Raw genomic sequence first — 11,473 nt, forward strand, 5'->3', positions numbered from 1 at the left:
CTCAGATCGGAGACCGCGACGTTGTCACGCTCTCAGCGCCGTCTCGGCGGTTGAGTTGACGGGGTCTAGCCCGAGATTTTCGCGCAGGGTCTCACCCTCATACTCGGTGCGGAACGCGCCACGCTCCTGTAACAGCGGCACCACGGTGTCGACGAAGTCGTCGAGGCCGCCCGGAGTCAGGTGCGGGACAAGGATGAATCCGTCGCAGGCATCTGCCTGGATATAGCGGTCCACCTCCGCCGCCACCTGTGACGGGGTACCGATGAACTGCTGGCGCGAGGTGACTTCCTTGATCAGTTCGCGGATGGACAGGTTCTTGGCCTCCGCAAGCTCCCGATACTTCGCGGCGATCTCCCGTGGGTCGCCATGGCGGGCCTTGCCACGGGTAATCGACTCGTCCCCCGTCGGCTCGACGTCCGGCAATGGTCCATCCGGGTCGTACTCGGAAAGGTCACGGCCCCACACCTGTTCCAGATAGGCGAGAGCGGTATGCGGGCCCACCTGCTGATCCCTGATATGCGCCGCCTTATCGATCGCCTCGTGTTCGGTGTCACCGAGGACATAGGTGACTCCGGGAAAGACCTTGAGCTGATCCGGGTTTCGACCGTGCGCGACGGCCCGAGCCTTGACGTCGGCGTAATACTTCTGCCCCGCCGGAATCGAGGAATGGATGGTGAACAGCGCATCGGCATGCTTGGCGCCGAAGTCGCGCCCGTCCGCGGAATCCCCCGCCTGCAGCAGCACCGGATGGCGTTGCGGGGAGGCCGGCGCGCTGGCGACGCCACGCACCGTGAACTGCGGCCCCTGATGCGACACCGGGTTGACGCCGCCCGTCTCGTCCCAGCTGTCCCAGAACTTGCGTGCCACGCTGATGAATTCCTCGGCCCGGTGGTACCGGTCGGCGTGGTTCAGGAATCCGCCGCGCCGGAAGTTCTCGCCGGTGAAGGCATCAGATGAAGTGACCATGTTCCAGCCTGCCCGGCCGTCCGACAGATGGTCGAGGGTGGCGAATTGCCGTGCGACGTTAAAGGGTTCATTGAAGGTGGTGTTGATGGTGCCCACCAGCCCGAGCCGGTCGGTGACGGCGCCCAGCGCGGCGAGCACCGTGAAGGTATCGGGCCGTCCGACGACATCGAGATCGTGGATCCGGCCACGATGCTCACGCAGTCGCAGCCCCTCGGCAAGAAAGAAGAAGTCGAACAGCCCCCGCTCCGCGACGCGCGCCAGATGCACGAAGGATGCGAAATCGACCTGGCTGCCCGAGGCCGGGTCCGACCACACCGTGGTGTTGTTGACTCCCGGAAAGTGCGCGGCGAGGTGGATGGGCTTGCGATGCTTGCCTTCCCTGACTTCGGTGTCCGTCATCAGATAAGCCCCCATTCCTTGGCGACGAGTTCGTAGGAGCGCAGCCGGTCCTCGTGACGGTGGGTGATGGAGGTGATGACGAGCTCGTCGGCGCCGGTGACCCGCGCCAGGGCATCGAGCCGCTCGACGACCTGGCCCGCATCGCCGACGAACTGGGTGGTGACGCGGTCCTCCACCTGTTGGCGTTCCTCGTCGGTAAGTGGTTGTGCATCATCGGGATTGGGATACGGTATGGCGCCGCGCCCGGAACGAATCGAGTGCACCCACTGTCCGAAGGTGCTGGTGAGGTGGCGTGCCGTCTGCTCGTCATCGGCGGCGACCGCGTCCGCGGAGACAATCACATACGGCTGCGTCAGCGCCGACGACGGACGGAAGGCATCGCGGTACGCCTCGACCGCTTCCAGGGTGGACCACGGGGTGGTGTGGTAGCTCGCCACGAACGGCAGTCCCCGTCGCGCGGCGACCTGGGCCGACTCCCCCTTGCTGGAACCGAAAAGCCATAACGGCAGATCGGCACCCTCTCCCGGACGGATATGCAGCGCAACGCCTTCCGGGCTCACATAGGTGCCGTCGAGGAATGCCTGGATATCGGCCACCTGTTGTTCGAAATCTGGGATCTGAGCGCCGGGCTGCTGCAAGGTGGCCACGGTCGCGCGCAGCTTCGGGTTGTCCTTGATCCCGAACTCAGCGGGCGGCTGCGGGATGAACAGTCCATCGACGTCCCGGGCCGGTGCGGGTTCGGGCTTCTTCTCGTTACCGGCGAGACGGTCCCTGATCCGATGGCCCGTTCGCCCGAGCCCGAGGTCGATGCGTCCGGGGTACAGCGCATCGAGGATGCCGAAGCTCTCGACCACCGCGGCCGCCGTGGTCGAGGCGACCTGGACTGCACCGGCACCGACCCGGATGCGACTGGTGGCGGCGGCGACCTGCGCGATCACCAGGGCGGGCACGGTGCTGGCCACCGCGACGAAATGGTGTTCGGCGAGCCAGTAACGGCGGTAGCCCCATTGTTCGGCGCGCTGGGCCAGATCGACTGAATTACGCAGTGCCGTGGCGGCATCCGATCCTTGGCTGACTGGCGACAGGTCGAGAACCGACAATGGGACGTTCATGCCGACTTCCTTGCATAGCGGTTGGTGGCGGTAGGCAGGCCGAACCGCGCTCTGAGAGTTTCGGAGGCGCCAGCCTCATACTGCGTGCGGAACCCGTGGCGGGCCTGAAGAAGGGGCACGAGTTCGTCAACTATGACCGGGATATCGAGCGCGTTGACGGCCGGTCGCAGGCGCAATCCGTCTATTCCCCATTCGTGCCATTGACCGATAAGGTCCGCCAGCTCCGCGGCCGATCCGGTGAATATGGCAGCATCCGAGTGGAATTCGTCATCGCGACCGAACGCGACCACGAGGTCTGCCAGCACCTTGATGATGCGATGGCTCGACGTGTTGTGCAGGCGTGCCGGGATTTCGGCGGCGGATGCCCCGTCGTGCGGGGTGACGAAGACGATATCGGCATTCTTCGCGGCGAACACCTGCCCGGGACGGCTGCGGGCCAGCGCCGCGACCACCGACTGCCCTTGCGGGGACCTCGGGGTGATGGACGGCCCCTTGACCGAGAAGAACCGGCCCTCGAAGTCGACGTAGTGCAGCCTCTCCCTATCGATGAAGCGGCCGGTGTCCAGGTCTCTGATCTCGGCGTCGTCCTCCCAGCTGTCCCACAACCGTCGGGTCACCTCGACGACGTCCGCGGCCTCGTCGAGCAGGTCCTGCAGCGGCAGAACCTTGGTGCGGCCGAATGCATCGGCCTCTTCCTCGGTATCGGCGATGGTCACCTGCCAGCCGGCACGACCACCGGACACGATGTCCAGGGTGGCAATCGCTTTGGAGATGTGGAACGGCTCGTTATGGGTGGCCGGTGCGGTCGGAATGAGTCCGATATGCGTTGTCGCCGGCGCCACGCGCGCGGCGGTCAGCACCGCGTCAAGGCGGCCGCCGGGAGTCCGCGCGAAGGAGTCTTCGAAGGTTACGAAATCCAATAGCCCACGCTCGGCGAGCTGGACCTGTTCGGTCCAGTACTTCCCGGTGAGGGGGCCATTGGCGTGCTTGTCCTGGCTGGGATGCCACCCGTACCCGTCCAGGGCCAGGCCGAGCAGTGTCGTCACAGTTGGCTCAACGCCCGCGATCCGAGTGATGACGGCGTTAATCTCACCCTGAAGGAAAGGGAGCGCGTGAGGCCTTCTGGGACTGGTCCGCACTCGGTGTCGCCGCCGCACCCGTGGACCGGGCGTGCGCCAAGGTGCTGCTCGACCTGATGGCGGCCGGCCCGACAGGCCGTGCGGATGCGCAAACCCTTCTCTTGACGCGAGGCGGGACCACATTTATACTCGAACGTATGTTCGATTCAAGGGTGAGGCTTCTCACCTCCGAGCAGGCCGACCTCATGATGGCCGCGCAGGCCGCCGAGGAGGATGAGGCCCACGCGGCATTCGTCGATCCGATCGAACAGTGGTTGGCCAATGAGACTGAGCAGGCAGAGTGGTTATCCAACAAGGAATCCCGACGTCGCGCCGAGCTTGACGAGCTGTTTCGACGGATAGATACCGGGGACGGGGTATGCCCGCCGGATGTCGGTGTAGATCCCTCGTTTCAGCCGGATGCGGCCCCGGACCAGCTGGTGGCCCATCTGCTCGACGAGATGCGTGATCGAGCACACGCCGAGAATCGCGCTGCAGCACAACGTGTTCTACTGGCGCTGCGGGTGTTGGAAGAGCGCATGTGTCAGTCGCTTGCCGAGTACGGCGAGGAGGTGACCGGTGTCAGGCTCGCCCGCGCAGAGATCGGGTTGGCACTGGGGTTGTCGCGATCGGCGACCTCCACGCTGATCACCTGCGCCGAGCAGGTGGGCCGTCGGATGCCATTGGTGGAAAAGTCATTCCTCGACGGGGACCTGTCCTACGCCAACGCGTGCGTGATCAGCTCGGTGCTGGCTACCGCCTCGCAGAACACCATCGACGTGATAAGCGCCGAGGTTACCGAGCTTGCGAAGACGCTTCCGCCACAACGTCTCCGGTCCGCGATCTGGCGACGCTGGATCCGGCATGATGCCGACGAGGCGGCCCGTGCCCGCGAGCAGGCCGCCGGTAATCGCTATGTTCGCGTCCAGCCCAGCCCCGATGGGATGGCCTTCCTGACAGCGCATCTCACCCTGTTGGAGGCCCGGACGGCGGAGCGAAGGATCGAGGATGTGGCGTCCACCGTATGCCGGCAGGATCCACGCACCCATGGGCAGCGCATGGCGGATGCCTTTATGTCGATCCTCGCGGGAGGGCACCACATCCAATGCCAATGCGGCGTCAGCGATTGTCCGTATCTCGGCATCAAGGCCCCACCTCAGCATCTGCATCTCGCGCAGGTGGTGGTGGATTTGGAGACGCTCCTGGGGTTGGCCAGTAATCCCGCGCGGCTCGGCGACGGCTCGGCGATCGATCCTGAACTGGCACGACAGATTGCCGAAAATGCCCACTGGCAAGCAATTTTCACGGAGCTGCGCAAGATGGCGCCCACCGTCGTCGGTCGATCGGTGGTGAAGCGCACGCCGCTGCCCGCACCGATCACCGACACCCCAGCACCGGGTTCGGCGCCCCCGACGGCAGCAGCGCCACAGCCCGCGCCCACGGATGGCCGCGGCGGATACACGGATCCACCGCCCGGTGCACTCACCTACCGTCCCCCCGCCGGGCTCGCGGACGGGGTGCGAGCTGCCTTTCCTACCTGCACGTTCCCAGGCTGCTCGATGTCATCGAGTCGATGCGAACTGGACCATATCGTCGAGTTCGATCACGACGCACCGATGTGCGGCGGCTGGACCATCTTCGAGAATCTGCACCCGGTCTGCCACGACCATCACGACCTCAAGACCCGTCGGCACCTGCGTGCCACCCGGATGACCGACGGCTCCGTGCGCTGGGCCGCGCGTACCGGGGACTGCGGGGTTACCCAACCAGAGCTCGGCGCGATACCGACAGGTCCGCAAGTCGTCGACGAGCTGCCACTGGCCCGCATCGAGGGGTACGCCTGCCCCGATGATCTGACCGTCATCGAGGCAGAGGCGCTGTTCTTCGAGGAGTCCTGGTGGGAGGTCCACTACGGCAATGAGATTGGTCCGTCACAGGCGGAGGTCGACCGCATCTTCGACCCCGAGGTGCGCGGCGAACTACAGAGCCTGGCCGACCGTTATCACGACCACCTCATGATCGTGGCGCGGCGACGGCAGTCGCTGCCGCGTTGGGCGAGGGCGGCCTAGAGATCCTTCTCGAACGGATGGATACCGACCTCTTCGGCGGACAAGGTGGGGTCGTACAGCGGTCGATACCCCGCGGCGAGATACAGCGCCTTGGCCTCGGGTTGGCGCGGACCGGTGGTGAGGTAGATGCGTCGATACCCGCGGCCGCGGATCTCGAGCTCCAATGCGGCCAGCGTGCGCACCGCGAGGCCCTGGCGACGATGGGCACTGGATGTCCAGATCCGCTTGAGTTCGGCGGTATCCGCGTCGTAACGCTGGAAAGCGCCACCGGTGACCGCCACACCGCCTTGCACGCCGATCAGCAGCCCACCGTCGGGAGCCGTGAAGTGGGCGGCCGGGTAGTTGACCAGGAAGTCGTGATGCTCGTCAAGGGTTCCGCCGTACCGGGTGCTGTACTCGACCGCCAGCTCGGCCAGTAGCGGGGCCGCCAAGGGATCCTGCTGCTCCACCGTCACGAACTGCAGCAGATCCTCGCACGCCGTCATGTCATCCTTGCCTGGGTAGTCCGCGGGGATTGATCTCTGACTTGGCGACCGCCTCGCTTTCCAATCCCCAGCGCTGCAACACCTTACGATACGTCCCGCTGGCAATGGCATGGTTGACGGCGTCTGCGAGGGCGCGGACCAGGCCATTGTCCTTCTTGGTGAGCACCGCGATCTCCCCCTGCAGTGCGTCCCCCGCACCCGAGAAGGTGCCCACTAGCTTGGTCTGTCCGGTCGCCCCCGAATGGAATACCGCCGTTGGGTTGGGTCCCACATAGGCGTCGATGCGACCGGAGGCCAGCGCCAAGTAGTAGCCGGTGGTCTGTTGGAAATACTTGAGATCAGCGGCGGGAAGACCTGCCGCGATATTCTGTTCGTTCCACCGGACCAGCAGCGCCTCTTGGTTGGTACCCGACCCGACGCCGATGGTCTTGCCGGCAATATCCCTGGCACCCTGGACCTTCCAGTCCAGCGATCGTCGAGCCTCAAAACTGACATTGTCCAGACGGTATGTCGCGAAGTCGAACTTCTCCTTGCGCTCCTCGGTCACCGTCACATTGGAGATGAACGCATCGACCTCGCCCGAGTCGACCTTGACGAAGTTCTGCGCCCAATCGGCCGAACGCAGGTCAACGCGCAACCCCAGGATGTCCGCCACTAGATAGGCGAAATCCGTCTCAATACCGATCATCGTCTTGTCGTCATCGGCGTAGAACCGCAGTGGCGGTGCGGAGTTGGCGTCCCCGGTGACAACGAGGGTGCCGCGCTCCCGAATTGCCGCGGGCACCTCGGCGGCTATTTCGTCCACCCGGGCGGCATGCACTCGGTCCTGGTTCGGGCTCAGATTGAAGGAGGTTGATGTCGCCGGGTCAACTCCCGACCCACAACCACTGAGGACGAGCACCGCAGCACAGAGCAGGACGACAAGGCTTCTCATGGCAGCACTTTCGAGAGGAAGCCGACAGTACGCGGGTGCGACGGGTTGTCCAGCACCTCCGTCGGCGGACCCTGCTCGACGATGGCGCCATGATCCATGAAGACCACGGTGTCGGCGATCTCCCGGGCCAGACCGATCTCGTGCGTCACGATCACCAGGGTGGCGCCATCGCGGGCAAGCTGACGGATCACGTCGAGCACCTCGGTCACCAACTCAGGATCGAGGGCCGATGTTGGCTCGTCGAACAGAATGACCTTGGGCCGCAATGCCAATGCGCGTGCGATGGCCACCCGCTGCTGCTGGCCACCGGAGAGTCGCCGCGGATACTCCGCCGCCTTGTCGGCGACTCCCACCCGTTCGAGCAGCCGGGTCGCCTCGGCAATCAGCTCGGCTCGCGGACCTCGCCGTGCGGCCAAGGGCGCCTCAATGACGTTCTCCAGCACCGTCAGATGCGGAAACAGGTTGAAGTTCTGGAACACGAACCCGACCTGCGACCGCTGACGCAAGATGGCCCGCTCCGACAGCTCGTAGAGCACCGATCCCCGCTGCCGGTATCCGATGAGCTCACCGTCGATCCGTACCGTCCCAGCATCCACCTTCTCCAGATGGTTCAGCGTGCGCAGGAGCGTTGACTTTCCGGACCCGGACGGACCGATGATGACCGTCACTTCCCCCTGTTCCACGGTCAGATCCACATCGTGCAACGCGAGCAGCTGACCGTACGACTTGCGCACCCCGCGCACCTCGATGGTGCTCACGGGCCGGTCCCTCTGCTGACACCCCGCGCATAGTGCCGCTCGATGTAGTACTGCACCACCGTCAGCACCGAGGTGATGACGATGTACCAGATCGTCGCCACCATGAGCAGCGGAACCACGCGTCCGTTGCGCCCGAAAATGACCTGCACCTGGTAGAAGAGATCGGCGATGGCCATGGTGGACACAATGGACGTGCCCTTCACCAGGCTGATGACCTCGTTGGCTGCATTGGGCATGATCGATCGCATGGCCTGCGGCAGCACGATCCGGAAGAACTGACGCCGTCGCGGAATACCGAGGGCTGCAGCGGCTTCCAGCTGGCCCTCGTCGACCGACAAAATTCCGCCCCGGATGATCTCGGCGAAATAGGCGCCCTGGTGCAGGGTCAACCCGATCACCGCGGCGGTCAGACCGCTCAGCAGCTCGTTGGTGTCGACGGTGATCAGGCTCGGCCCGAAAGGAATCCCGAAGCTGATGGTGTCGTACAGGTAGGCGATGTTGAACCAGAACAGCAGCTGCACGATCAACGGTATGGACCGAAAGATCCATACATAGGTCCACGAGATGACCTGCAGGACCGGGTTCTTGGAGAGGCGCGCGGCCGCCAGCGCGACACCGACCACAAACCCCAGCACCGTGCCGTAAATGGTCAGCCGGATGGTCAGCCACAGCGCGGCCAGCACCGACTTGGCGGTGAAATACCGCGCGAAGGTCGGCCAGTCCCATCCCGGGTTACGCACCAGACCATGCACGAACATCGCCACCAACAGCAGCGCCACACCCGAGAGGATCCAGTTGCCCGGACGCGGACGGCGCCGCACCCGCAGCGGCTCGGCAGTCTCCGCTGGCACCCGAGCCCGCGGGGGCGCAGCAGGTGCCGATGTCATGCGATCGAACCTAGGAACACCGACCAGTGCACAACAGTCTTTGGCTCCCGGCGAATCGAACGGAAGCTATCCGTCATGTCTGACCGGGGAAGCATCCGTGCCGCCCGAATGTTCAAATAGGTCATGCCAGAAATCCCCGCAGGCTTCGAAGATCTCCTGGAACAGCAGCTCTATGGCCACCTGGCCACGATCGGCGGCGACGGTTCCGCACAGTCCAGTCCAATGTGGTTCAGCTGGGACGGCGAGCGGCTGCGATTCACCCACACCAACAAGCGGGCCAAGTTCCGCAACATCCAGACCGAGCCACGCGTCGCCTTCTCGATCCTGGACCCCACGAACCCGTACCGATACCTCGAGGTGCGGGGCACCATCGACCAGATCGACGACGATCCCACCGGGTCATTCATCCAGGAACTGGCTCACCTCTACCAGGCTCCGTGGGCTGGACAGAGCACCGGCGATGAGGCGGACCGGGTGATCCTGTACCTACGGCCCACCAAGTTCCTGAGCCACGGCTAGGTCAGCGGCCCCAGCAGGCGCATACACATGTCGGTAGCCTTGGCTCCCAGTTCGCCGGCGCTGCACCTATTTTCATCGGCGAGCCAGTCCTCCATGAGGAGAGTGACGCCCCCGACCCCGAACACGGCCCTATCGAGCAGGGCTGGCTCTGGTTTCGAGACCTCTGGCGCAATGGTCAGAAGTATTGCCCGCGCGACACGGTGCTGAAGACTGCGGCGCTTGGCGGCCAGCCCGGGAAATCCGTCCAGATCGGATGTCAGAATCCGCAGGACCGCCCGGTCCGCGATGGACTGCTCAAGATAGGCCGTGAGCCCCGCCGTCAGCTGCGCATGCGGGTTGTCGCCAGCCACCCGGCCGGCTTCTGCCATCGACTGGAACAGTTCGGCGAACACGTCGTCCACGATCTGTAGAACCAAGTCGCCGATCACCGAGAACTGCTCATAGAAGTATCGATCGGTCAGCCGGGTCCGAGCACAAACACCCCGAACGGTGACCGCGGCCAGCCCCTTGTCACTCCAGAGCTCACGGCCCGCCCGCACCAGTGCCACGCGCCGCTCATCCTGGCGCTGCTCTCGCGTCTTGCCACCGTACGTGCGGTGAATCTGCCCGTTCGTCACGCTGAAACGCCCTTCGTCTTGACATACGCAACCTACTCGCTAATGTTGAGGACACCCGTCATCAGAAACTGCCCGACAATGTGGTCTAGGAGAGTTCATGACACTTGCGCCCGAGCATTCAGCCTCCGACACGGACTTCGAGGAGCTGGTCGCCCGCCCCTTCGAATCCCAGCTCCGCGAGTACGACTACGAGGTCACAGAGGTCGACGGCACACTGCCGCCCGAACTGACCGGCACGCTTTTCCGCATTGGCCCCGGCAAGTTCGAGGTCGGAACCACGGTGCTTCGCACGATATTCGACGCCGACGGCATGGTGTCGCGTTTCATCCTGGACGGTTCATCGGTGCGTTTCACGAACCGATACGTGCGCACCCAACAATTCCGGGACGGGTTGCAGGACAGCGCGATGCGCAGGCGAGGCATCACCACCAACGTCCCCGGGAAACTGCTCGCCAATCTCCGGCTGCCCGCGAACACGGCGAACACCAACATCGTTCCGCTTGGTGGCGAGATGTTGGCACTCTGGGAAGGCGGTCCGCCACACCGGATCGACCCGAACACGCTGGAAACCTTGGGTACCAATGACTTTGGCGGCAAGCTCGGATATGTCGGCGCCTTCTCCGCACACCCCAAGTGGGATCCGGTTACCGGCGAGATGTTCAACTTCGGTCTGGATGTCTTTCCCACACCTCGACTTCGCTGCTATCGCGTGAGCGCTGACGGGAGGATGTCACAGATAAATTCGGTGACTCTCTGGGACATGGGATGGAACCATGACTTCGCACTGACGGAGAAGTATCTCGTATTCGTGCTCGACCCCATCCGGCCCAACATCGGACAGCTCATCCGCGGGAAGAGCTTCGACGAAAGCCTCGAATACCAACTCACCAACGGGAGCACCAAGTTCATACTGGTCCCCAGAGACGGCTCCAAGCCACTTGTCTTCGAACATGATCCACAGCTGCATATCCACGTCACCAACGCATTCCAAGACGGGCCCGACGCGGTGGTGGAATTCGTTAGGTACGAGAGCCTGGATTTCTTACGACGAACACTGGACGCCGCCATGGGGCCGAAGGACCACCCAAATCCTCATCACCATCTGGTAGTCCGCGAATTTCCGGACAGTCACCTGGTTCGATTCCGCATATCACCAACCGGCAGGATCACCGAGGAAGTGGTGTCACAGTCCGCGAAAATCGAATTCCCGCAATATGACTGGCGACAGTCCACGCGTAATCATCAGATCACCTACACCGCCGGAACGCTGGAGCGCGAGGGCCACTACAACGGCATCTTCAAGTTCGACCATCGCACCGGCACCATGACACATTGCGATTTCGGGAAGGCCTCGGTCTGCGAACCGATCTTCGTGCCGCGCAACAAAGACGCGGCACAGGATGACGGCTGGCTGCTCGCGGTCAATCACGATCTTGTGGAAAACCGTTCGCAGTTAGTGATTCTCGACGCGCGTGATGTCGAGCAGGGCCCATTGGCGGTGGCGCACCTGACGCATCACCTACCCATCGGGTTCCACGGGACCTTCACGCCGCGAGTCGCCGACCCGTTTGCGCCACTGCCCCATCCGGCCTTGCTGTCCTAACAGGCC

General features: G+C 64.0%; 11 protein-coding genes. 3 read left to right on the forward strand and 8 right to left on the reverse strand.

Annotated elements, in window-relative coordinates:
• Positions 1-24: 24 nt before the first annotated feature.
• The 3 genes from AB0H22_RS05980 to AB0H22_RS05990 are packed head-to-tail and all read right to left on the reverse strand — an operon-like array spanning position 25 to position 3,523.
• A complete protein-coding gene (locus AB0H22_RS05980; protein ID WP_358145444.1) occupies positions 25-1,380 on the reverse strand; it encodes an NtaA/DmoA family FMN-dependent monooxygenase in 1,356 nt (451 codons plus the stop codon).
• Complete coding sequence (locus AB0H22_RS05985; RefSeq protein WP_358145446.1) at positions 1,365-2,477, reverse strand: LLM class flavin-dependent oxidoreductase; 1,113 nt, start codon at positions 2,475-2,477, stop codon at positions 1,365-1,367. The genes AB0H22_RS05980 and AB0H22_RS05985 overlap by 16 nt, the downstream gene beginning before the upstream one ends.
• Positions 2,474-3,523: an LLM class flavin-dependent oxidoreductase gene (locus AB0H22_RS05990; RefSeq protein ID WP_358145448.1), complete on the reverse strand. Its 1,050-nt coding sequence runs from the start codon at positions 3,521-3,523 to the stop codon at positions 2,474-2,476. Before AB0H22_RS05990 ends, AB0H22_RS05985 begins: the two co-directional genes overlap by 4 nt.
• 230 nt (positions 3,524-3,753) lie before the next feature.
• On the opposite strand from AB0H22_RS05990, the gene AB0H22_RS05995 reads away from it, so the two are divergent.
• Complete coding sequence (locus tag AB0H22_RS05995) at positions 3,754-5,664, forward strand: DUF222 domain-containing protein (RefSeq protein ID WP_358145450.1); 1,911 nt, start codon at positions 3,754-3,756, stop codon at positions 5,662-5,664.
• Here the strand turns inward: AB0H22_RS05995 and AB0H22_RS06000 are convergent.
• From AB0H22_RS06000 to AB0H22_RS06015, 4 genes are read right to left on the reverse strand one after another with little or no spacing between them, the layout of a single operon-like run.
• The gene (locus AB0H22_RS06000; RefSeq protein WP_180749070.1) at positions 5,661-6,149 is read right to left on the reverse strand and encodes a GNAT family N-acetyltransferase; all 489 of its coding nucleotides are present in this window, start codon (positions 6,147-6,149) and stop codon (positions 5,661-5,663) included. The genes AB0H22_RS05995 and AB0H22_RS06000 overlap by 4 nt on opposite strands.
• A 1-nt stretch (position 6,150) precedes the next feature.
• Positions 6,151-7,083, reverse strand: a complete 933-nt coding sequence (locus tag AB0H22_RS06005) for an ABC transporter substrate-binding protein (protein ID WP_180749072.1) — start codon at positions 7,081-7,083, stop codon at positions 6,151-6,153.
• Positions 7,080-7,841 carry an amino acid ABC transporter ATP-binding protein gene (locus AB0H22_RS06010; RefSeq protein WP_180749074.1) on the reverse strand — a complete coding sequence of 254 codons (762 nt, stop codon included), beginning with the start codon at positions 7,839-7,841 and terminating at the stop codon, positions 7,080-7,082. Before AB0H22_RS06010 ends, AB0H22_RS06005 begins: the two co-directional genes overlap by 4 nt.
• Complete coding sequence (locus AB0H22_RS06015) at positions 7,838-8,728, reverse strand: amino acid ABC transporter permease (protein WP_180749075.1); 891 nt, start codon at positions 8,726-8,728, stop codon at positions 7,838-7,840. The genes AB0H22_RS06010 and AB0H22_RS06015 overlap by 4 nt, the downstream gene beginning before the upstream one ends.
• Before the next feature lie 123 nt (positions 8,729-8,851).
• Here AB0H22_RS06015 and AB0H22_RS06020 point away from each other — a divergent pair, with 123 nt between their 5' ends.
• Positions 8,852-9,247, forward strand: coding sequence for a PPOX class F420-dependent oxidoreductase (locus tag AB0H22_RS06020; protein ID WP_180749081.1), 396 nt, complete (start codon positions 8,852-8,854; stop codon positions 9,245-9,247).
• Here the strand turns inward: AB0H22_RS06020 and AB0H22_RS06025 are convergent.
• Entirely contained in the window at positions 9,244-9,864 is a 621-nt protein-coding gene (locus AB0H22_RS06025) for a TetR family transcriptional regulator (protein ID WP_180749083.1), read from the reverse strand. The two genes, AB0H22_RS06020 and AB0H22_RS06025, sit on opposite strands and share 4 nt — an antisense overlap.
• 97 nt (positions 9,865-9,961) lie before the next feature.
• Here AB0H22_RS06025 and AB0H22_RS06030 point away from each other — a divergent pair, with 97 nt between their 5' ends.
• Positions 9,962-11,467 (forward strand): carotenoid oxygenase family protein, encoded by a 1,506-nt coding sequence (locus AB0H22_RS06030; protein ID WP_180749085.1) that lies wholly within the window; start codon positions 9,962-9,964, stop codon positions 11,465-11,467.
• The last annotated feature ends 6 nt before the right edge of the window (positions 11,468-11,473 follow it).

The sequence above is a fragment of the Mycobacterium sp. NPDC050853 genome, from assembly GCF_040653875.1.
GTDB lineage: Bacteria > Actinomycetota > Actinomycetes > Mycobacteriales > Mycobacteriaceae > Mycobacterium.

What these genes read in the sequence shown, in the direction of transcription:
- AB0H22_RS05980 (WP_358145444.1), bottom strand. Translation starts at nt 1,380, where the DNA reads ATGGGGGCTTATCTGATGACGGACACCGAAGTCAGGGAAGGCAAGCAT.
- AB0H22_RS05985 (WP_358145446.1), bottom strand. Translation starts at nt 2,477, where the DNA reads ATGAACGTCCCATTGTCGGTTCTCGACCTGTCGCCAGTCAGCCAAGGA.
- AB0H22_RS05995 (WP_358145450.1), top strand. Translation starts at nt 3,754, where the DNA reads ATGTTCGATTCAAGGGTGAGGCTTCTCACCTCCGAGCAGGCCGACCTC.
- AB0H22_RS06000 (WP_180749070.1), bottom strand. Translation starts at nt 6,149, where the DNA reads ATGACGGCGTGCGAGGATCTGCTGCAGTTCGTGACGGTGGAGCAGCAG.
- AB0H22_RS06005 (WP_180749072.1), bottom strand. Translation starts at nt 7,083, where the DNA reads ATGAGAAGCCTTGTCGTCCTGCTCTGTGCTGCGGTGCTCGTCCTCAGT.
- AB0H22_RS06015 (WP_180749075.1), bottom strand. Translation starts at nt 8,728, where the DNA reads ATGACATCGGCACCTGCTGCGCCCCCGCGGGCTCGGGTGCCAGCGGAG.
- AB0H22_RS06020 (WP_180749081.1), top strand. Translation starts at nt 8,852, where the DNA reads ATGCCAGAAATCCCCGCAGGCTTCGAAGATCTCCTGGAACAGCAGCTC.
- AB0H22_RS06030 (WP_180749085.1), top strand. Translation starts at nt 9,962, where the DNA reads ATGACACTTGCGCCCGAGCATTCAGCCTCCGACACGGACTTCGAGGAG.